General features: G+C 64.3%; 18 protein-coding genes and 1 tRNA gene. 9 read left to right on the top strand and 10 right to left on the bottom strand.

The window, feature by feature from the left end; genetic code table 11:
- Both rsxB and nth read left to right on the top strand, forming a co-directional pair.
- The gene (gene rsxB, locus AC1RMD_RS12545; protein ID WP_492926947.1) at window positions 1-699 is read left to right on the top strand and encodes an electron transport complex subunit RsxB; all 699 of its coding nucleotides are present in this window, start codon (window positions 1-3) and stop codon (window positions 697-699) included.
- Window positions 696-1,343 (top strand): endonuclease III, encoded by a 648-nt coding sequence (gene nth, locus AC1RMD_RS12540; protein WP_492926946.1) that lies wholly within the window; start codon window positions 696-698, stop codon window positions 1,341-1,343. The genes rsxB and nth overlap by 4 nt, the downstream gene beginning before the upstream one ends.
- 97 nt (window positions 1,344-1,440) lie before the next feature.
- Here the strand turns inward: nth and proB are convergent, their stop codons facing one another.
- The 4 genes from proB to rplU form a co-directional block, all read right to left on the bottom strand.
- Window positions 1,441-2,559, bottom strand: coding sequence for a glutamate 5-kinase (proB, locus tag AC1RMD_RS12535; protein ID WP_492926945.1), 1,119 nt, complete (start codon window positions 2,557-2,559; stop codon window positions 1,441-1,443).
- Between the two features lie 191 nt (window positions 2,560-2,750).
- Entirely contained in the window at window positions 2,751-3,860 is a 1,110-nt protein-coding gene (obgE, locus tag AC1RMD_RS12530) for a GTPase ObgE (RefSeq protein WP_492926944.1), read from the bottom strand.
- 112 nt (window positions 3,861-3,972) lie between these two features.
- Complete coding sequence (rpmA, locus tag AC1RMD_RS12525) at window positions 3,973-4,230, bottom strand: 50S ribosomal protein L27 (protein ID WP_116993343.1); 258 nt, start codon at window positions 4,228-4,230, stop codon at window positions 3,973-3,975.
- A 39-nt stretch (window positions 4,231-4,269) separates the two neighbouring features.
- Window positions 4,270-4,581 (bottom strand): 50S ribosomal protein L21, encoded by a 312-nt coding sequence (gene rplU, locus AC1RMD_RS12520; protein ID WP_008445658.1) that lies wholly within the window; start codon window positions 4,579-4,581, stop codon window positions 4,270-4,272.
- Window positions 4,582-4,864: 283 nt separating this feature from the next.
- Here rplU and ispB point away from each other — a divergent pair, with 283 nt between their 5' ends.
- Entirely contained in the window at window positions 4,865-5,854 is a 990-nt protein-coding gene (gene ispB, locus AC1RMD_RS12515; protein ID WP_492926943.1) for an octaprenyl diphosphate synthase, read from the top strand.
- Window positions 5,855-5,906: 52 nt separating this feature from the next.
- Here the strand turns inward: ispB and arsC are convergent, their stop codons facing one another.
- Both arsC and AC1RMD_RS12505 read right to left on the bottom strand, forming a co-directional pair.
- Window positions 5,907-6,254: an arsenate reductase (glutaredoxin) gene (gene arsC, locus AC1RMD_RS12510; protein ID WP_492926942.1), complete on the bottom strand. Its 348-nt coding sequence runs from the start codon at window positions 6,252-6,254 to the stop codon at window positions 5,907-5,909.
- 40 nt (window positions 6,255-6,294) lie between these two features.
- Window positions 6,295-8,631: a TonB-dependent receptor gene (locus AC1RMD_RS12505; RefSeq protein ID WP_492926941.1), complete on the bottom strand. Its 2,337-nt coding sequence runs from the start codon at window positions 8,629-8,631 to the stop codon at window positions 6,295-6,297.
- A gap of 229 nt (window positions 8,632-8,860) precedes the next feature.
- Between AC1RMD_RS12505 and AC1RMD_RS12500 the strand changes: the two genes are divergently transcribed.
- The 4 genes from AC1RMD_RS12500 to AC1RMD_RS12485 all read left to right on the top strand — a co-directional run bounded on the left by AC1RMD_RS12500 (window position 8,861) and on the right by AC1RMD_RS12485 (window position 9,756).
- Window positions 8,861-8,937, top strand: a tRNA-Pro gene (locus AC1RMD_RS12500).
- A 36-nt stretch (window positions 8,938-8,973) separates the two neighbouring features.
- A complete protein-coding gene (locus AC1RMD_RS12495; RefSeq protein WP_492926940.1) occupies window positions 8,974-9,075 on the top strand; it encodes a hypothetical protein in 102 nt (33 codons plus the stop codon).
- On the top strand, window positions 9,072-9,353 hold the full coding sequence (locus AC1RMD_RS12490) for a helix-turn-helix domain-containing protein (RefSeq protein ID WP_492926939.1): 282 nt from the start codon (window positions 9,072-9,074) through the stop codon (window positions 9,351-9,353). Before AC1RMD_RS12495 ends, AC1RMD_RS12490 begins: the two co-directional genes overlap by 4 nt.
- Window positions 9,354-9,471: 118 nt before the next feature.
- Window positions 9,472-9,756 carry a helix-turn-helix domain-containing protein gene (locus tag AC1RMD_RS12485; protein WP_492926938.1) on the top strand — a complete coding sequence of 95 codons (285 nt, stop codon included), beginning with the start codon at window positions 9,472-9,474 and terminating at the stop codon, window positions 9,754-9,756.
- A gap of 124 nt (window positions 9,757-9,880) precedes the next feature.
- Here the strand turns inward: AC1RMD_RS12485 and AC1RMD_RS12480 are convergent, their stop codons facing one another.
- The 3 genes from AC1RMD_RS12480 to AC1RMD_RS12470 form a co-directional block, all read right to left on the bottom strand.
- A complete protein-coding gene (locus AC1RMD_RS12480) occupies window positions 9,881-11,593 on the bottom strand; it encodes a hypothetical protein (protein ID WP_492926937.1) in 1,713 nt (570 codons plus the stop codon).
- A gap of 114 nt (window positions 11,594-11,707) precedes the next feature.
- The gene (locus AC1RMD_RS12475; RefSeq protein ID WP_492926936.1) at window positions 11,708-12,748 is read right to left on the bottom strand and encodes a GGDEF domain-containing protein; all 1,041 of its coding nucleotides are present in this window, start codon (window positions 12,746-12,748) and stop codon (window positions 11,708-11,710) included.
- Between the two features lie 31 nt (window positions 12,749-12,779).
- On the bottom strand, window positions 12,780-14,426 hold the full coding sequence (locus AC1RMD_RS12470) for a methyl-accepting chemotaxis protein (protein ID WP_492926935.1): 1,647 nt from the start codon (window positions 14,424-14,426) through the stop codon (window positions 12,780-12,782).
- A 190-nt stretch (window positions 14,427-14,616) separates the two neighbouring features.
- Here AC1RMD_RS12470 and AC1RMD_RS12465 point away from each other — a divergent pair, with 190 nt between their 5' ends.
- The gene (locus AC1RMD_RS12465) at window positions 14,617-15,375 is read left to right on the top strand and encodes a hypothetical protein (protein WP_492926934.1); all 759 of its coding nucleotides are present in this window, start codon (window positions 14,617-14,619) and stop codon (window positions 15,373-15,375) included.
- Here the strand turns inward: AC1RMD_RS12465 and AC1RMD_RS12460 are convergent.
- Window positions 15,347-17,938 (bottom strand): winged helix-turn-helix domain-containing protein, encoded by a 2,592-nt coding sequence (locus tag AC1RMD_RS12460; protein WP_492926933.1) that lies wholly within the window; start codon window positions 17,936-17,938, stop codon window positions 15,347-15,349. The two genes, AC1RMD_RS12465 and AC1RMD_RS12460, sit on opposite strands and share 29 nt — an antisense overlap.
- Window positions 17,939-18,357: 419 nt before the next feature.
- Between AC1RMD_RS12460 and AC1RMD_RS12455 the strand changes: the two genes are divergently transcribed.
- On the top strand, window positions 18,358-19,644 hold the full coding sequence (locus tag AC1RMD_RS12455; RefSeq protein ID WP_492926932.1) for a TonB family protein: 1,287 nt from the start codon (window positions 18,358-18,360) through the stop codon (window positions 19,642-19,644).
- Window positions 19,645-19,703 lie beyond the last annotated feature (59 nt).

Genomic DNA, 19,703 nt, shown 5'->3' with positions numbered 1-19,703 from the left:
GTGCCGACTTCCACCTCACTCGCCGACCGCATCGAAGACGTCCTGCCGCAAACGCAGTGCACCAAGTGCGGCTATGACGGCTGCCGTCCCTACGCCGAAGCGATCGCCGCCGGCGCCGCCGCGATCAACCAATGCCCGCCTGGCGGCGCGGAAGGCATCGCCAGGCTGTCGGCGGTGACCGGCCACATGGTCATCCCGCTCAATCCCGTCAACGGCCTGGAGCGGCCGCGCGCGGTGGCCTATATCGACCAGTCGCTGTGCATCGGTTGCACGCTGTGCATCCAGGCCTGTCCGGTGGACGCCATCATCGGCGCGGCCAAGCTGATGCACACCATCGTGCCCGGGCTGTGCACCGGTTGCGACCTGTGCGTCAAGCCCTGCCCGGTCGATTGCATCGTCATGTACCCGGTCACCGAGACCACCGGCTGGGACGCCTGGCGCCAGGCCGACGCCGACGCCGCGCGTGAACGGCACGACTTCCGCGCCGTGCGCCTGCAGCGCGACAGGGACGAGAACGACGCCCGCCTGGCCGCCAAGGCCAAAGCCAAGATGGCGGCGGTGCATGCGCTCGATCCGGCCGACGCCGCCGGCGAAGCCGAGAAGGAACGCAAGCGCGCCATCATCGCCGCCGCGATGGAACGCGCGCGTCTGAAAAAGGAATCCGCGCAGGCGGATTCCGAACAACCCAACAAGATATGAATCCAGCCAAACGCTACGAAATGTTCGTGCGCTTCCGCGCCGCCAATCCCAAGCCTGAAACCGAACTTGAATACACAACGCCGTTTGAACTGCTGATCGCCGTGCTGCTGTCGGCGCAGGCGACCGATGTCGGCGTCAACAAGGCCACGCGCAAGCTGTACCCGGTGGCCAACACGCCGCAGGCCATACTGGATCTGGGTGAGGAGGAGTTGAAGAGCTACATCCAGACCATAGGCCTGTACAAGACCAAGGCCAGGAACGTCATCTCGACCTGCCGGATGCTGGTGGAGCTGCACGGCGGCGAAGTGCCGCGCGACCGCGAGTCGCTGGAAGCCCTGCCGGGCGTGGGTCGCAAGACCGCCAACGTGGTGATGAACACGGCCTTCGGCGAACCGACGATGGCGGTGGACACGCACATCTTCCGCGTCGCCAACCGCACCGGCCTGGCGCCGGGCAAGAACGTCGACATCGTCGAACAGAAGCTGCTGAAATTCGTGCCGAAGGAGTTTCTGCAGGACGCCCACCACTGGCTGATCCTGCACGGCCGCTACACCTGCAAGGCGCGCAAGCCCGAGTGCTGGAACTGCATGCAGCTCGACCTGTGCGACTACCGCAGCAAGACCCCCGCCCCGGACGGCATCTAAACGCCGGGGTCAAGTCTGACATTCGGACACGGCCTCTGCCGTAGCAAGCGCTTACGGCAGAGGCCGTGTCCGAATGTCAGACTTGACCCCCATGTTTTTAAACCAGCACCAGGTTGTCGCGGTGGATCAGTTCCTGGCCTTCGACGAAGCCCAGGATGGATTCGATCTCGCTCGACGGCTTACGCATGATGCGGCGCGTTTCGGCGCTGGTGTAGTTCGACAGGCCACGCGCCACCGGCGCGCCGTCCACGCCGACGCAGGTGATCACCGCGCCGCGTCCGAACTCGCCCTTCACTTCCACTACGCCGATCGGCAGCAGCGATTTGCCTTCCTTGCTCAGCTTTTGCACCGCGCCCGCGTCCAGCACCACCTGCCCCGCCGTGTGCAGGTGATCGGCCATCCACTGCTTGCGCGCCGTCAGATGGCCGGTCTGCGCCACCAGCTCGGTACCGATGGGCTCGCCACTGGCCAGACGCCCCAGCACATTGTCCTCGCGGCCGTAGGCGATCACCGTGTGCGCGCCGGACTTGGCGGCGCGCTTGGCCGCCAGGATCTTGGTCAGCATGCCGCCGCGCCCCAGGCTGCTGCCCGCGCCGCCCGCCATCGCTTCCAGCGCCAGGTCGCCGGCCCGGCCTTGCTGGATCAGCACCGCCGCCGGGTCCTTGCGCGGATCGGCGCTGAACAGGCCTTGCTGGTCGGTCAGGATGATCAGCGCGTCGGCCTCGATCAGGTTGGCCACCAGCGCGCCCAGGGTGTCGTTGTCGCCGAACTTGATCTCGTCGGTGACCACGGTGTCGTTCTCGTTGATGATCGGCACCACGCCCAGGCGCAGCAAGGTGGTCAGGGTCGAGCGCGCGTTCAGGTAGCGCTCGCGGTCGGCCAGGTCGGCGTGCGTCAGCAGCACTTGCGCCGTGCCCAGCTGGTGCGCGCGGAAGCTGGTCTCGTAGATCTGCGCCAGGCCCATCTGGCCGACGGCGGCGCAGGCCTGCAATTCGTGGATGTCGGTGGGGCGCTGCTCGAAGCCCAGGCGCAGCATGCCTTCGGCGATGGCGCCGGACGAGACCAGCACCACTTCCTTGCCCAGGGCCCGCAGGCCGGCGATCTGCGCGGCCCAGCGCGCGATGGCGGCGTGGTCCAGCCCACGGCCGTCGTTGGTGACCAGCGAGGAGCCGACCTTGATGATGATGCGGCTAGCTTTTTGGATGACAGAATTCATGACGCGACAACTCTCAAAACAAACGGACGATCAATCTCCGGCCATGGGCCCGGAACGTTCAGTGCTGTGATTGTGGTGGGCGGGTTGCCCTGCTTTGCCGCTAACAGTCGCCGGCCCTGCGGTGGCGGGACGGGCGCCGAGATGGAAAGGCATAATCAGCTGATAACTGATTATGCCGGTAATGCAGAGGATTAGTCGAGGATCTTGAAGCGTGGATCGTCCGGATCGATGGAGGAGATGCCGCGCGCCTCTTCCGTCATCTGGGTTTCTTCCGCGCGCTGCTCGCTGTGGCGCTTCGCTTCCAGGTGTTTCTGGATGGCGTTGACCAGCTCCTGCGTGCCGTCGTGGCTCAACGCGGAGATCTCGAACACCGGGCCCTTGAAGCCGAACTTCTTGACGAAGTCCTTGACGCGCTTGACGCGCTCTTCTTCCGGCACCATGTCGAGCTTGTTCAACACCAGCCAGCGCGGCTTGTCGACCAGCGCTTCGTCGTACTTTTTCAGTTCGTTGACCAGGGCCTTGGCTTCCTTGACCGGATCGACGTCGGTTTCAAACGGCGCCAGGTCGACGATGTGCAGCAGCAGACCGGTGCGCTGCAAGTGACGCAGGAACTGGTGGCCCAGGCCGGCGCCTTCGGAAGCGCCTTCGATCAAGCCGGGAATGTCGGCGATCACAAAGCTCTTCTCGTGCGACACGCGGACCACGCCCAGGTTCGGGTGCAAGGTGGTGAACGGGTAATCGGCAATTTTTGGACGCGCGTTCGATACGGCCGAAATAAAGGTCGACTTGCCGGCGTTCGGCATGCCCAGCAGGCCAACGTCGGCCAATACCTTCAGTTCCAGGCGGATGTCGCGGCGTTCGCCTTCCTTGCCTTCGGTCTTTTGACGCGGGGCGCGGTTGGTCGAGGTCTTGAAGTGGATGTTGCCCCAGCCGCCCTCGCCGCCTTTGGCCAGCAGTTCAATCTGGCCGTGTTCGGTCAGATCGGCCAGGATTTCGCCCGACAGATCGTCGATGATCAGGGTGCCGACCGGCATGCGCAGGTGGATGTCGTCCGCGCCCTTGCCGTAGCAATCGGCGCCACGGCCGGATTCGCCGTCTTTACCGCGGTGGACTTTCGAGAAGCGGAAATCGACCAAGGTATTGATGTTACGGTCCGCTACGGCCCAGATCGAGCCACCCTTGCCGCCGTCGCCGCCGTCAGGGCCGCCGAACGGGCGGAATTTTTCACGGCAAAACGAGGCGCAACCATTGCCGCCGTCACCACCGATTACTTCAATTTTTGCTTCGTCGATAAACTTCATGATGCACCACCATAAAACTAAAAAGGCTCTACCGTGGGCAGAGCCTTTCGATTGAAGGCTTGCGCCTTACAAAACAACCCGTGCGGCGAGCGCACCGGGCTGGTAGCGTTATTTACGCTGGGACTACGGTAACGAATTGCTTCGAACCTTCGCCCTTGACTACGAACTTGACCTTGCCGTTCACCAGAGCGAACAGGGTGTGGTCTTTGCCCATGCCAACACCTTCGCCGGCGCGCACTGGCGTGCCGCGTTGACGAATGATGATGCCACCAGCATTGATCGATTGACCGCCATAAACCTTAACGCCGAGGCGCTTTGATTCTGAGTCACGACCATTTCGCGTTGTGCCGCCGCCTTTTTTGTGTGCCATTTAAGACTCCTTGGATACTAATTCTCGGGCAAACGGCGATTAGCCGTTGATCGATACGATTTGGATTTCGGTGTAATTTTGGCGATGGCCTTGATGCTTCTGGTAGTGCTTACGACGACGCATCTTGAAAATCTTCACTTTATCGTGACGACCGTGTGCCACAACAGTAACCAGTACCTTTGCACCCTCAACCAGAGGAGCACCAAATTTGATGCTTTCGCCTTCGCCAACGGCGAGGACCTGATCGATGGTGAGTTCGGAACCAATGTCTGCCGGTATCTGTTCTACTTTAAGTTTTTCGCCAGCGACAACTTTGTATTGTTTGCCACCGGTTTTTATGACCGCGTACATGATTTGAAACCTCATCAAATGTTTAAGAAAATTTCGTCCGGAGTCCTTACAACGCCCTTGAGAGGCAGGCATGGAAACCGGGGAACCGCTGATTATACATGGGATGGGATTTCGCGTCAAAAACTATTCACAAATGCCGACGGGCGTGGTATGTCGACAATTTTGCAGCGGCCAATGCGTTACATATTTGGCAAACATGTTGCCGGGAACAGGGGCCGAGGCCCCTCTCCGCGGGGGCATGACGTATAATCGCGGCACCAATAGTCTACCGCACAGGTTCGCCTTGTCTGCCGCTACCCAAAACGCCACTCAAAACAATATCGCCCACACGATCGCCGCCGACATGGACGCGGTCAACACGGTGATCCGCCAGAAACTGCATTCCGAGGTCAGTCTCGTCAATCAGATTGCTGAATACATCATCAGTGCCGGCGGCAAACGCATCCGGCCGGTGCTGGTCCTGCTGGTGGCCAACGCTTACGCATATAAAGGCACGGCGCACCACGAGCTGGCGGCGGTGGTGGAATTCATCCACACCGCCACGCTGCTGCACGACGACGTGGTCGACGAATCGTCGCTGCGCCGCGGCCGCGCCACCGCCAACGCCCTGTTCGGCAATGCCGCCTCGGTGCTGGTGGGCGACTTCCTGTACTCGCGCGCCTTCCAGATGATGGTCGGCCTGAACAATATGCGCGTGATGCAGATCCTGTCCGACGCCACCAACGTCATCGCCGAAGGCGAAGTGCTGCAGCTGCTGAACATGCACGACCCGGACGTCAGCCAGGAACGCTATCTGCAGGTGATCCGCTCCAAGACCGCCAAGCTGTTCGAAGCGGCGGCCGAGCTGGGCGCGCTGATCTCCGGCTGCAACGACGCGCAGATCGACGCCGCCGGCGAATACGGCCGCTCGCTGGGCACCGCCTTCCAGCTGATCGACGACGTGCTGGACTACGCCGGCGACGCCAATGAAATCGGCAAGAACGTCGGCGACGACCTGCGCGAAGGCAAGCCGACCCTGCCGCTGATCTACCTGATGGAAAACGGCACGCCGGCGCAGCGCGAGCTGGTGCGCAGCTGCATCGAGCAGGGCGACGAGCAGCACTTCGACACCATCCTGGCGGCGATCACCACCAGCGGCGCGCTGGACTACACGCGCCAGCAGGCGGTGACGGCGGCCGAACGCGCCAGCGCCGCGATCGCCGACCTGCCCGACAGCGTCTACAAGGAATCGCTGCTGCAACTGGCCCACTTCTCGGTCCACCGCACGCACTAAACGACAACGGCGCCCCAGGCGCCGTTTTTTTATGGCCGCGATGGCCGCATCGCTACAGCAGTTCCAGCACCAGCTCGGACGGACGGCACAGGCGCACGCCTTTGTCGCTCACCACGAACGGGCGGTTGATCAGGATCGGATGGGCCATCATCGCGTCCAGCAGCGCGTCGTCGGACAGCGCGGCGTCGGCCAGGCCCAGCTCTTCGTACAAATCGCCCTTGTCGCGCATCGCTGCGCGCGCGCTCAGGCCGGCCTTGGCGATCATCGCCTTCAGGGCCTCGCGCGACGGCGGGCTCTTCACGTAGTCGACGATCTCCGGCTCGACGCCGGTGGCGCGTATCGCTTCCAGCGTCTTGCGCGAGGTGCCGCAGGCGTTGTTGTGATAAATCGTGATGCTCATGATGCTGCCTTTGCGTGGAATTCAAAGGCAGCATTATCGCTTAAAACTTGGCCGCCACGCTCACGCCTATGCTGCGCGGCGCCAGCCGGTAGCCCTGCACGATGGACGCCACCTGTGGATGCTGGATCACCGTGTCGGTATCGAAGGCGTTCTTGATGAACACGCTCACGTTGTAGCGGTCGAAGGACATGCCGGCGCTGAAGTCGGTGCTGTGGTAGGCCGGCCGCTGGTAGTCGGTCTGCTCGGGATTGAGCGAGCCCTTGCTGGCGCCCACCCACTGCATGCCGCCCATCACGTAGGCGCTCTTGTCGCCGAACGCGGCGAAGTTGTAGCTGGCGTTGAAGGCGGCGTTATATTTCGGCACGCCCTGCACCTGCGCGCCGGCCACCGCGCCGACCACGCCGTTGCGCGAACCCTCGTCGTTGGACAGCTCGGCCTTCACGTAGCCAGCCGACGCCGTCAGCGTCAGGCCCGGCAGCGGTTTGGCCTTGATGTCGAACTCGAAGCCCTTGCTGGTGGCGTCGCCGGCGTTGGCGTTGTAGGTGTAGGCGCAGGTCGGCAGGTAGACGCCCTGCTGGATGTTCTTCCACTTCACGTAGAACACGTCGGCGTTGACCGTGACGCGGTTGTTGAGGAAGCGCGACTTGCTGCCCACCTCGTAGCTCCACAGGCTGTCGGCCGAATACGAATCCGGGCCCTTGCTCAGGCCGTTCGCCTCCAGGTCCTGCGCGCAGGTGGTCGGCGGCACGTAGATGTTGTTGCCGCCCAGGCGGAAGCCCTTGGCCACGCTGGTGTAGACGGTGTTGGTCGGATTGACTTCCCAGGTCAGCGCGTACTTCGGCGTGAAGGCCTTGGACGACAGGCTGGCGCTGCTGTTGTTGCCGGCGCCGGCCAGGTAGTTGCCGTTGCGCTGGTCCAGCGTGGAGTCGGCCTTCAGGTAGCGCGCGCCCACGGTGGCGTGCACGGTCGGCGTGAAGTAGTAGTTGACCTCGCCGAAGATCGAGCTTTGCTTCTCGCGGAAATGGAAGGCGCCGGCGAACGAGTTATCGTTCGGGAACTGGCCGGGCCGCGCGTCCGGCAGCAGGTCCGGGTCGGCGATGTCGAAACCGAAGCTCTTGAAGGTGTCGGTCACACCGAAGATTGGATCGTTCTCGACGACGTTGGTGTGCTGGTTGGAGAAGTAAGTCCCGGCCAGCCAGGTCCAGGGCGACACGCTGGCGTCATACGGGCGCGAAGCCAGGCGGAATTCCTGCGACACCTGGCGCACCTGGTTGTTCAGGTAGACCGCCGACGGCAGGCCGGCAATCGCCGCGATCAGTTCCGCCGGCGCCTTGCCGCCGTCCTCGGTCGAGGTCAGGAAGGTCGACAGCGAATAGCTGTTGTAGGCCGAGCCGTTCTGCGTGCGGTCGAACTTGCGCTCGAAGTAGCTGGTGGCCGAGGTCAGGTCCATCGCGCCCAGGTCCCAGTTGACGGTCAGGCTGGGGGTCAGCAGCGTGTCCTTGGACGGTTCGCGCACCTGCTTCTGCGCCTGGTAGAAAGGCCGGTCCAGGTTGAAGGCGGCGATGTCTTTCGCGTCCACCTTCTGATAGTAGACCGACGGCGTGATCGTCACCGAACGGATCGGCTTCCACTTCAGCGCCACCCGCATTTCCTGGTCGCTGAGCTGGTTGATGTTATTGGCCAGCACCTTGCCGTCGCCGTCGACCTGGTTGATGTAGCCGCCTGTGTGCTGGGTCTGCACGCCGATGCGCAGCGCCAGCTCGTCCTGGATCAGCGGGAAGTTGGCCACCATGTTGGCGGCGTAGTTGCCGCTGCCGCCCTTGGTGTTGGACAGCTCGCCGTAGGTGCTGAACTCGCGCTCCTTCAGGTCGGGCTCGTTCGGCACGAACTTGATGGTGCCGCCCATCGAGCTGGCGCCGTACAAGGTGGCCTGCGGCCCGCGCAGCACTTCGACGCGGTCGATGTCGAAGAACTTCGGCTCGACCGTGCCCATGGTGTAGACGTTGCCGACGGTGATGGAAACATCGCCCAGGTAGATGCCGACGGTGGCCGCGCCGGCCGTCGAGCTGATGCCGCGGATCTCGATGTTCTCGGTGCCGGGACCGGCGCCGCCGTTGCCGCTGGCGGCGGTGAAGGAAATATTGGGCACCACGCGGGTCAGGTCGGTGAAGTCCTTCACGTGCTCGGCCTGCAGTTGGCTGCCGGTGACGGCGGTGATGCTCATCGCCACCTTGGCCGGATCTTCCTTGCGCTTTTGCGCCGTCACCCGGACCACCTCGATCTCGTCGGACGGCTTGAGCTGCGCCCACGCCGGTCCCGCCATCGCCGCCATCGCCGCAGCCACCGCGCTGCACATCATCGTTTGCCGTATCTTCATGTCAGACCTTCCCGTGTCAGTGAGGGCAGCGCCCCAAAATAATGCGTATTGATATATTTAACTATATTAACCATCTTGATCTTTTTGCAAAGCAAGAAACCTGCCATTCGTGCGGCAGACGTTGGCATTTAGTCACAAATGGGCGATAGACGGGTTGATGTCGAGCAAGTTCCTGCCACCCGCATACAGTTGAAAAATGCGCAAAATTCTGATGTAATTATTCCGTAGTCGGGGTGTGGCTCAGCCTGGTAGAGCGCTGCGTTCGGGACGCAGAGGCCGGAGGTTCGAATCCTCTCACCCCGACCAAATTTCCCCTTTCACATCAATTACTTTGCTTTCTACGTGACGCACTGCTTTCAGGAGAAAACCGAGCAAACCAGTAAGTCCGATATTGATTTGGCCGAGAAACGCTACCGTGATTTGAAGAGGGAGCTAGGAAAATGACCACTGATCGCTTTACAAGCGTCTGGGACGCAATTGAAGACACGCCAGAAGAGGCCCAGAACATGAAGGTTCGTTCACAACTGATGGCGCAGCTGAAAAGCTACATCACCAAATCCGGACTGAACCAAGGCGATGCCGCCAAGCTCTTTGGCATCACTCAGCCTCGCGTGTCCGATCTGATGCGCGGCAAGATCAATCTGTTCGGGATCGATGCGCTGGTGAATATGGCTGCCAAAGCGGGTATGCACATCGAATTCCAGCTACGGGAAGCGGCGTAACAGCCTCATCGGTCGGAAAGGAACTGCGGTGTTGACGCCGACCACAATCGCCTCATCCCTCGGATACAGTTTATGTTTTGGCGTAAAATCATCGTCATAATTTATCCGAACGCATAAGATGACCGTCTTCGAGCAGCTACAGCAACGCCGTAGCCAGCAGGGCAAAACGCTGCAGAACCTGGCAAATTTGACCGGCATGAGCGTGCCGCAGGTCAGCAACGTCCTGGGCGGAAAACTCGACTCCCGGTTCGGCACTGTCGAGGCGCTGGCGGACGCCATGGAAGCAAGCCTGGTCCTTATCCCCAAACATCTGCTGCCCGAGGTTGCGCGTCTCCTGTCCGGCGAGGCCATCGGACCGGACGATGTCCCGTCGACGGTCAACCGGCTCCTGGCGGGAGCTTAATTGAACACTCCTCTGCGACCACCCGCGCCCAAAGCGCTGCAGGGCATGCCCTTGGCGCATGCCCTGTGCCTCGAGATTACGGAGCACTTGGCTCAACTGCCGGCGCGCATGCTCGCCAGCGACATCAATCCGCCCGGTAAAACCACACCGCGGCAAACGACTTCAGTTTGTCCCACAACGGCAAACGCTCATCGGACAGCGCGTCGAGGAAGTCCGAGAGGCGCTTGGATTTGATCATGGTATAGACGGTCACCACCACCGTAATCACCAGCGTGGCGACGAAGATCCATATTCGCCGGCTCATCGGCGCGTCGGACTCGGCCAGCAGATTCATGCCCAGGAAGCCCGTCGTTACCGTGCCTATCAAGCCAAAAATGGTGACCACGGTGAGTCGTACCACCGTGTTGGCCTGCCGGCGCAGGCTGTCGGCGTCCAGGTAGCCGTTCATGTCGGCGACGCGCACCTTGACCTCGGCATGCAAGCGATCCAGTTCCAGGTGCGTCGAGCACATACGGAACAGCGCCCGCGTTTGCGCCTGCTCGGAAATCTCATGGAACCAGTAGCGATGGGTGAAGCGCAGGAAGCCCTCGAAGGAGGAACGAATGCGGCGTTTGAAGCGCCGCACGCTTTCGGCGTCGCCCACGTTGAGGCAATTGAGCGCCTCGGCCAGACGGTCGGAAAACATCAGCAATGACGCCTTCTGCAGGTGGGCGATCAGGAACAGCAGGAAATGCTGATGCCGGAACTGGGCCAGCACGCCGCGGTCGCGGCAGCCATAAAAGTGCGAGTGCGCATCGCCAACCACGACCATGGCATGTCCGTTGCACAAATAGCGTGTATGCGGCGCGATCCCGGTGGCGGTCCAGAAGCGGTCGTAACAATATTGTTTCTCGAAATCGTCGAGGTATTGGCCCGAATAGGGCAAGGCCGATTCGTCCGGGCCGGCAGCGCATGCGCCGCCGCGCCGGCCCGGGCCGGTGACCAGGCCGAGCCGGACGAAGTCACTGTGGCTGAGCGCGCGCGGATCGTCGACCGCCAGATAGGCCATCAGCGGCATGCGGTAGTACTCGATCTGCTGGTAGCGCAGCGCGCCTGGCTGGTCCTCCAGGTCATGGACCAGCGGTTCGAGCAGGAACTTCCAGTGCGGCGCGAAGCACGGCGCGCGCCGGGCCCAGACATGCAGCAGCATGGCCTCCTTGTCCTGCGACTCCGAGCGCGCGATCACCACATTGTTCTCGTTGAGCCATTCGACGCTCTTCAGTCCGTGCAAGGGCTCGCCCGACTCATCCCAGCCGGCCGGATAGGCCCGCCCCAGGCGATACAGCAAGTCATGTGCGGTCGCCAGCGGGATGTCATCGATGCCCACCTCGATATTGAGCATGACGACGTCGACATCGTAGAAGAAGTACAAGTCGATGTGGACCACATCGAGCAGCAGCGGGGCATCGCCGTGGTTCAGGACGACGCGCATGCCGGCGACGTCGCGCCGGCGAAATACCCGCATCGGCGAGGCGTGGCCGCGGTTGTCGGGGGTCCGGCCCTCGCCGTACAGGAAGCGCTGCACATAGGGCAGGAAGGTGACGAATTCGTTGTAGTGCCGTTCATGGAAATTCGCCACGTCGCCATCGTACTCGTCGACGACCTCGCACCATGGGGACGCGCCGCCGGCGGCCATGTCCCGCAGGACTTCCCACGGCCGCAGGTGGCTGCGGTCGGCCCCGCAGACCGGCATCAGCCGCAACGGCCACAGCAATATCTGCCGCAGGTGACGCACGTGGGAGGCGCTGGCGGAAGGCGCGGCGCCCTCGTCATGTGGGGATTCAGTCGTCTGGGACATCTGGATGGCTCACCCTTCGCACTGTGATTGAAGCGTAATGATGTGCTGCAAGTATAACGATTTTCATGCGGAAAGTACCGCTCACAGTGAAGCCCGGCTGTCCGTGGCGGACCGCTAGAACAAGGTGATGCTGCCGGACTCGACCTCCTCCAGCACGCCCTGGGCGCGCAGCGTGTCGTAGTGGCAGACGCGATTGCGGCCGGCCTTCTTGGCCTCGTACATGGCGCGATCGGCGCGTTCCAGCACCGATTTCGGCAGCACCGTGGTCGACACCATGCTGAAGCCGCCGCTCAGCGTCACCTGCCCCACCTGCGGATAGTTGTAGTCGCCGACCGCCTTGCGCAGCCGCTCGAACAGCTGGCTGGCCGCCGCCCGGTCGCCCGCTTCGACGATGGCGATGAATTCCTCGCCGCCGTAGCGGAACAGCAGGTCGGTGCGGCGCAGCGTCTTGCCCAGCACGCGCGACACCAGCAGCAGGATCTCGTCTCCGATCACATGGCCGAAGCGGTCGTTGATGCTCTTGAAATGGTCGATATCGAGCACGCCCAGCCAGTAGCAATCGCGCCGCGGCGGCGCCGCCGCCGACAATTCCTCCCACAGGCGCTCCAGGCTGATCTCCATCGCATAGCGGTTGTGCAGGCCGGTCAGCCGGTCGCGCTGGCTGGAGTCGAGCAAGGCGTAGTAGTTGGAATACACCCGCAGCACGCCGGTGATCACCGCCTCCTCCATCGGCGTCAGGATATGGCCGCGCTCGAAGATCAGGTAGCCGCTTTGCTGCTCGCCACTGCGCAGCGGGTAGCAAAAGATCAGGCCGTCGCCGCGCCGGCGGTGGCAGGCGTGGCCCAGCAGGCGCACATTGTCGATCACCTCCCTGATGTGCTCGGCGATATTGGTCTCGTTGCGGATCGCGTCGATGCGCTCCGAGATGTGCTCGGCGCCGTCGCTGTTGCGCGAGCCGGTGCGCGAATGGTGCAGGATGTGGGTGATCTGGTACTGGCTGCTGATACGGTACAGCGAGGTTTCCAGCACGCCGACGATGGGCGCCAGCGTGCGCAGCAAGCTCTGCTCCACCAGTTGCGTGTCGCGGATGGCGGTAATGGCGCCCAGCTTTTTCAGCATGCTGGGCAGCGGCGAGGCCGCGCGCTCGGTTGACATGGCATCATCTCCAAAATCGACGAGCCGGGGCTCAGTCCAATCGGCCATGGTGCCCGCCGCGCCAGCTCGTGTCGCCATGCGAAAGCATGGGGTGGGTGGCCGTCCGCTGCGCCGGCCGGTCGCCGGCCAGCTTGAACACCCCGACCTCGCGCAGCATGCCGGCCGCCTGCTCCTGCATGCTGGCCGCCGCCGCGGCGGCCTGTTCGACCAGCGCGGCGTTCTGCTGGGTGGCCTCGTCCATCGCGCAGACCGAGCGGTTGACCTGCTCGATGCCCACGCTCTGCTCGCTGCTGGCACTGGCGATCTGGCTCATGATATCGGTCACCTGCTGCACCGAGGCGACGATCTTGTGCATGGTGGCGCCGGCCTCGTCGGCCAGCGCGCCGCCGCCATCGATACGCGTGACCGCCTCGGCGATCAGGCTCCTGATTTCGCGCGCGGCGCCGGACGAGCGTTGCGCCAGGTTGCGCACCTCGGTCGCCACCACCGCGAAACCACGGCCCTGGTCGCCGGCGCGGGCCGCTTCCACCGCCGCGTTCAGCGCCAGGATATTGGTCTGGAAAGCGATGCCGTCGATGACGCCGACGATGTCGGCCATCTGGTGCGAGCTGTGCTTGATGGCCGTCATGGTGGCCACCACCCGCTCGACCGCCTGGCCGCCCTGCTGCGCCACGCCGGCCGCCGACAGCGCCAGCTGGTTGGCATGCTGCGCGTGGTCGGCGTTCTGCCGCACGGTGGCGGTCAGCTGTTCCATGACGGCGGCGGTCTGTTCCAGCGAACTGGCCTGGGCCTCGGTGCGCGCCGACAGGTCCATATTGCCGGCGGCGATTTCACGCGCGGCCACGGAGATGGTTTCGGTGCCGCTGCGCACCCGCCCCACCGTCGCCCGCAGGCTGTCGTTCATGCGCTGCAGCGCCAGCAGCAGCTGGCCCGGTTCGTCGTCGTAGCCGCTGGCGATCTGGCTGGCCAGGTCGCCCGACGCCACCACCTGCGCCACCCGCACCGCGTCGTGCAGCGGTCCGGTGATGCTGCGCACGATCAGCACGGCGGCGACGATGCCGGCCACGATGGACAAGGCCAGGATCGCCAGCATCAGCAAGGTGGCCGAGGCGATCCGGGCGACCGATTCGGCCTCGCTGGCGGCGGCGCGCAGGCTGCTGAGCTCAACCACGCGGGTGATCGCCGCCAGATGCTGGCCATAGGCCTGCTTCATGCGCTGCATGGCCGCCGTTGCGGCGGCCTGGTCGCGCGCCTGCACCGCCGGCGCCAGTTGCGCGAAGGCGATGGCGTAGAACCGTTGCGCCGGGGCGTCGGCCTGCTTGAGCAGGGCCTCGGCCACCTCGCCGTCGAGCTGCTGCGCCTGCCAGTAGGCGCGGCGGCTGTTGTAGCTGCGCTTGAGCGTATCGAGGCGGGCCAGCAGCGCGTCCTGCTCGGCGCCGTCGAGCGCGGCCATCAGCTGGAAGCTGACCAGGTAGGATTCCAGGATGTACTCGGGCGGCGGCAGCACGTCGGCGATCAAGTCCTTGTCCTGCATGATGCGCTGGTACAGGGGGCCGCTGACTTTCAGCTCGTTCAGTGTCTTGAACGACCACAGGCCGTAGACCGCCATGCCGGTCAGGAAGATGGCGACCAGCATGGCCAGGCGGCGGGACAGTTTGAGCTTACGCAGTAAATCCATGGTTCTCTTCAGGTGGGGTGTTGGCCAGTGCGGAGCGCTTGGCTGCGGCCAGACATTACGGCCACGCCCGGACGCGGTCACCATGCTAAAGAGTGGGCCGCGCCGGAATTGCGCGACACCATCCTTTGGCATGGTGCGCGGCGGCGCCGCGCCCGCTACGATGCGGACGCACATCCTCATCGCCGCCATCATGACGCTCCTCACCTTGATTTCCCGCCTGCCGCTGCTTGCCTGCCTGCCCGCCCTGGCTGGCGCCGCCGCGCCGCTGGAGCTGCAAATCGTGCAGCGCCCGCCCTACCTGGTGGTGCTGCCGGGCGGCGTCATGGACGGCATCGCCGTGCGGCCCGCGCTGGCGGCCTTCAGGAAGGCGGGGATCGACGTGACGCTGAGAGAAGTGCCGGCGCTGCGCCAGTTGCAGCGGCTGAAGTCCAACCAGGAACGGGTCTGCTCGGTCGGCTGGTACAAGACCCGGGAGCGCCAGCAGTTCGCCAAGTACAGCGAGGCGTTGTCGCAGGACACGCCGTGGGCGGCCTTCACCAACCTGCCGGCCGCGCCGGTCGGCGAGACCAGCGTGCGCGCCATGTTGGCCAACGAACAGCTGACCGTGTTGCTGAAGGTCGGCTTTGTCTACGGCGACTACCTGGACCGGGAACTGGGCGCCATGCGCGCGCAGGGCAAGCTAACCCATGCCGACATGCCGCAGGTATTCAGAATGATCGAAGTCGGGCGCGCCCAGCTGACCTTCGCGCCGATCGAGGAAATCCAGCACTACCTGAAGTACTACTCGACCAGCACCGGCGGATCGCAAATCATCACCTTTGCCGAGATGCCCGCCGGCTACAAGCGCTACCTGATGTGCAGCAAGCTGGTCGAAGACAGCCTGCTGGCCCGCTTCAATGCCGCGCTGGCGCGCCTGCCCGCTAGTGCGCAGCGGCCCGTTCGGCCGTAGCGGGCTGGTCGAGCAGGCCGGCCTGGCGCGCCAGGTTGGCGGCCTGCACCCGGTTGGCGACGCCGAACTTGGCGAAGATCTGGGCCAGGTGCCATTTCACGGTATTGATCGACAAGCCCAGGTTGAGCGCGACCTGGCGGTTGCTCTGGCCCTGCGCCACCAGCGTGAGCAGGCCGCGCTCGGCCGAGGTCAGCGTCGCCGCCGGCGGCCGGCCGCTGGCCGGCGCGGCGGCGCAGGCCAGCAGGGCGGCCAGGTGGGCCCTGGCCGCCGCGCTGAGCAGTTGCGGCGCCTGGCCCTGCAATTTCTTCAGCAAGTCCAGCAGCGCAACGCCCTCGTCCAGGAAGGTGCGGAACAAGCCGGACTGCGCGCCCTGTTCCAGCGCCCGCACCAGCTGCGCCAGCGCGGCGCCCGACTGGCCGCTGCGCTCCAGCGCCAGCGCCAGCAGCGCCCTCAATTTGGCCGCGCGCCAAAAGCGCCCCATCGCCAGCGCCTGGTCCAGCAAGCGCGGCAACAGCAGCAAGGCTTGCTCTTGCTGTCCGCTGGCGATCGCCAGCCGCGCCTGCGCGATGCCGGCGCCATCGATTTCCTGGCTGCTGAAGATCCATGGCGAGGGCGCCACGGCGTCGCAATGCATTTGCGCGGCATAGCCGGCGATGGCCGGCCGGTTGTCCAGCACCACCACCAGCCGCGACAACTCGTTTTCCAGCGCGGTGCGCACCTGCGGCGGCGCATGCCGGCGCGCCTTCATGATTTCGCCCTCCAGCCAGCGCTTGGCGCCCGGCAGGCCGCCCTGCAAGGCCGTCAGCCGCGCCTGCGCCACCAGCAGCGAACTGGCGGTATCCCACGGCAGGACGATGCCGGCCATGCCGCGCGCCAGTTTGACGTGGCTGGCGACGTCGTCGATGCGGTTGCGTTCGTACAGCAGCAACAGCAGCAGGCCGCCGCCGAAGGTGTACATCAAGGCCGCCGGGATGGTGGCGCCGTGCTGTTGATGCAGCTGCTCCAGCATGCCCAGGTGATCCAGCGCCGTATCGAGCCGTCCCTGCATGGCGTCCATATAGGCTTGCAGGAAAATCACCACCGACATGGTGGTCGCGCTGCCCGAGTCGCTGCAGATGCGGCGGGCCTCGATCAGCATTTGCACCGCTTGCGGCAGCGAGCCCTGCACCAGATAGGCATACGCCATGCTGCTGGCCAGCACGCCGCGTTCGTAGGGATGGGCCTGCTGCTGGGCGGGCCAGTGGCGCTCGGCCAGGCGGATGCTGCCGGCCACGTCGCCAGCCAGGAAGGCCTGCACCGGCTCGAAGGCGCGCAAGCCGTCGCCGTAGGCCGGATCGCTGCCCGGCGTGGCGGCTTGCTGGCGGAAGTAGTCCATCCAGCGCTGCGCCTCCTGGCGCTGCGGCGAATACGTCAGCCCGACCAGCAGGCAGCGGCTGATGCGCGGCCGCTGGCGCAGCAAGGCCTCCGGCAACTGCGCGCAATAGCGCAGCAGGCTGGGGAACTGGCCGCGCGCGCGCAGCAACTCGGCCAGCGATTCCAGCACGTCGGCCGCGCGCTCCAGCTCGCCGGCCTTGACATAGCAATCGTAGGCTTCCAGGCTGCGTTCATGGCCGGCCAGCCAGGCCGCCGCGCGCGTGTAAATGGCTGCGGCGCCGCTGCGGGGCGGCTGGTGGTGGCGCACGATGTGGCCGGAAAACAATGGGTGATAGCGGAACCAGTGTGCGCCGATCGGCTGGATCGGCAAGCCGGACAAGCGGATGCGCGCGATCAGCTGGGCGCTGTCGTCGCTGCCGCGCACGGCGTCGGCCAGCTCCACGCAGAACGATTGCAGCAGCGCGGTGGAGATCAGGAAAGCCTGCACGTCGTCGGGCTGGGCCCGCAGCACTTCCTCCGCCAGGTATTCGCTGAGGTCGTTCAAGCCGTGCAAGTCGGGCAAGCCCTGGGCGACGCTGCCCTGTATCCGCTTCCAGGCCAGCACCAGCAGCTCGATCGCCGCCGGCCAGCCCTCGGTGACCTGGTGCAGCCAGCGCACTTCCTCGTCGGACAGGAACAGATTGGCCTGGTGCAGATAGGCTTCCGTCTCCGTCTCGACGAAGCGCAGGTTCTCCAGGTTCATCTCCAGCAGGATGTGCTTGGCCTTCAGGTTGGCGACGCTGACCTGATGCAGGCTGCGGCTGCCGAGATAGACCTGCAGCGGCGGCGGCAATACTTCGCCTATCACCGACAGCAACAGCCGGATCGCCGCTTCGTCCAGGCGTTCGACGTCGTCCAGGAACAAATGGGTGATGTTGGTGGCCCTCAGCACGCTTTGCTGGTCGCCGCCCAGCAAGGCCGCGCGCAGGCTCAACAGCAGACGCGCGGGATCGCGGTCGGCGCCGTCGAACGTCAGCCAGGCGACCCGGGCGCCCTGCTCCGCCAGCCGCGAATGGAACAGCCGCAGCATCGAGGTCTTGCCATAGCCGGCCGGCGCGCGCAGCAGCAGGATGCGGTGCTGGCGCGCCGCCTCCAGCCCGGCCATGACCTCGGCGCGCGGCATCAGGCGACAGGCGGTCGCCGGCGGCATGAGTTTCTGCTCAACAAAATCAAGCACCTGCGGCTCCCGTGCTCAAAGTGCGCGCAGCGCAAGCATACAGATGTTGCATTCCAACCCCTCTCCGATCGTTTAGCTGAAGTACGGCGCGGGCAATGCCGGCTGACTTAAGACTACCACCGGGACGGTATGGCGTCACCATGCCAAAGGATGGCTATCAAGTAATAAACATTTCTATATTGTAATTATTCTACTACCCCCGTGCAGCGTGGAGGGCGTCCGGCAATCGCCGTGTGTATTCTACAACTGTTGTATTTAAGCCATTTTTTCAAAACCTGGGCATAGAACTGCGTTTCAGCAATGATTTCAATATAGTATCTTGCATCACTGAATAAAATTGCAAGTTCCTAGTCCTCTGGGGTGCCAGAAATCTATCGTTGTAGCTATTTCCGATGACAAAACTTCACAGCCATTACGAGAGTCTCAACGTCACCCGCGACGCGCCCCCAGAGGTCATTCGCGCCGCCTATCGTTCACTGTCGCAAAAGCATCATCCGGATAAAAATATCGGCAACCATCATGCCGAGCAAATGATGGCGCGCCTGAACGCGGCATACACCGTGTTGTCCGATGCGGATCAACGGGAACTGTACGATTTGCAGATCCTGAGCGAGCAGCGCGCCCGTGAAAAGCACTACAGCTTTCAAAGCACCGTCGATCTGGGCGACCCCACCGTCGTCTATACGCCGTTTGCCATGAATGAGTCGGGCCGGGCTAGCCGCCCGGCTCCGGCCACGTCTGAGCGCAAGCCCGGGAAAAACCTGGATGCCTTGCTCGACTTCATCAGCCAGCACGCGCGAGGCCGCCGGGTACGCAATACCAGCCTGCTGTTCGGTTTCCTTGCCCTGTCCATCGTCGTCATCTTATGGTTCAACTGGAAAGACAACCAATCGATGATGCGCCTGGAACAGGCCGCCATGTATGCGCCGCCCCCGGAACCGGTGGCTCCGGCCGCGGACCACGACTCGCCAGCCAAGTCCCCAGCTGTCGGCGCGCCCCAGGCGTCGGCGCCGTCCGGGCGCGGCAGCGACGCCGCCGAGGCTTCGAAGCCGGCCGCGGCGCCGAAGGCGCCGCCGGCGCCCGCCCCCGCCAGCAAGGCGTCCGAATATGAGCGCCTGACGGCCATGTTGAAGAGCATGGGTTTGGGCCTGCACAAGCTGGACGTGCCTACCCAGGCTTCCAGCGTCAAGCCGCCGCCAGCAGCGAAGGCGGCCGAAACGCTCAAGGCAGCCGAACCGGTCAAGGCGGCCGAGGCGCCAAAGGCGAGTTCCGCAGCGCCGCCGATACTGGCCGCCAAGCCGGCCCCAACGCCCGAAGCGAGCCGGGAGGCCGAGCGCCCGGTCGCGGCCGAGCCTGCGCGCAACGAAGCCAAGCCCGTGGCCGACGCCGGCCGTGCGGCGCCGCGCACCGCCGTCATCGTCGACGCGCGCGCTTGCGTCCCGCCCAAGTATCCGCCCAATTCCTATCTGAGCGGCGAGAGCGGCACGGTGCTGCTGGCGCTGTTGGTGGGGAATGACGGCCGGGTGCTCGAATCGAAAGTGCAGAAGTCCAGCGGCTTCCCGGATCTCGACAAGGCCGCGCGCCGCGCGCTCTCGCAGTGCAAGTTCAAACCGGCCGGCAGCGACGGCCAGGGCGAACCGGTCTGGGCCAGCTTGAGCTATGTGTGGACACTGGACTGATCAAGCACGCGCCCGTTTGCCCTGCGCGTATCGGCGCGACCGGCTCGCTGCTGTCATAA

It is taken from the genome of Duganella sp. GW822-FHT06D06 (genome assembly GCF_058799615.1).
This window is presented reverse-complemented; position numbering and strand designations above follow the sequence as displayed.

What these genes read in the sequence shown, in the direction of transcription:
- nth (WP_492926946.1), top strand. Translation starts at nt 696, where the DNA reads ATGAATCCAGCCAAACGCTACGAAATGTTCGTGCGCTTCCGCGCCGCC.
- proB (WP_492926945.1), bottom strand. Translation starts at nt 2,559, where the DNA reads ATGAATTCTGTCATCCAAAAAGCTAGCCGCATCATCATCAAGGTCGGC.
- obgE (WP_492926944.1), bottom strand. Translation starts at nt 3,860, where the DNA reads ATGAAGTTTATCGACGAAGCAAAAATTGAAGTAATCGGTGGTGACGGC.
- rpmA (WP_116993343.1), bottom strand. Translation starts at nt 4,230, where the DNA reads ATGGCACACAAAAAAGGCGGCGGCACAACGCGAAATGGTCGTGACTCA.
- rplU (WP_008445658.1), bottom strand. Translation starts at nt 4,581, where the DNA reads ATGTACGCGGTCATAAAAACCGGTGGCAAACAATACAAAGTTGTCGCT.
- arsC (WP_492926942.1), bottom strand. Translation starts at nt 6,254, where the DNA reads ATGAGCATCACGATTTATCACAACAACGCCTGCGGCACCTCGCGCAAG.
- AC1RMD_RS12505 (WP_492926941.1), bottom strand. Translation starts at nt 8,631, where the DNA reads ATGAAGATACGGCAAACGATGATGTGCAGCGCGGTGGCTGCGGCGATG.
- AC1RMD_RS12490 (WP_492926939.1), top strand. Translation starts at nt 9,072, where the DNA reads ATGACCACTGATCGCTTTACAAGCGTCTGGGACGCAATTGAAGACACG.
- AC1RMD_RS12485 (WP_492926938.1), top strand. Translation starts at nt 9,472, where the DNA reads ATGACCGTCTTCGAGCAGCTACAGCAACGCCGTAGCCAGCAGGGCAAA.
- AC1RMD_RS12480 (WP_492926937.1), bottom strand. Translation starts at nt 11,593, where the DNA reads ATGTCCCAGACGACTGAATCCCCACATGACGAGGGCGCCGCGCCTTCC.
- AC1RMD_RS12475 (WP_492926936.1), bottom strand. Translation starts at nt 12,748, where the DNA reads ATGTCAACCGAGCGCGCGGCCTCGCCGCTGCCCAGCATGCTGAAAAAG.
- AC1RMD_RS12470 (WP_492926935.1), bottom strand. Translation starts at nt 14,426, where the DNA reads ATGGATTTACTGCGTAAGCTCAAACTGTCCCGCCGCCTGGCCATGCTG.
- AC1RMD_RS12465 (WP_492926934.1), top strand. Translation starts at nt 14,617, where the DNA reads ATGACGCTCCTCACCTTGATTTCCCGCCTGCCGCTGCTTGCCTGCCTG.
- AC1RMD_RS12460 (WP_492926933.1), bottom strand. Translation starts at nt 17,938, where the DNA reads ATGCCGCCGGCGACCGCCTGTCGCCTGATGCCGCGCGCCGAGGTCATG.
- AC1RMD_RS12455 (WP_492926932.1), top strand. Translation starts at nt 18,358, where the DNA reads ATGACAAAACTTCACAGCCATTACGAGAGTCTCAACGTCACCCGCGAC.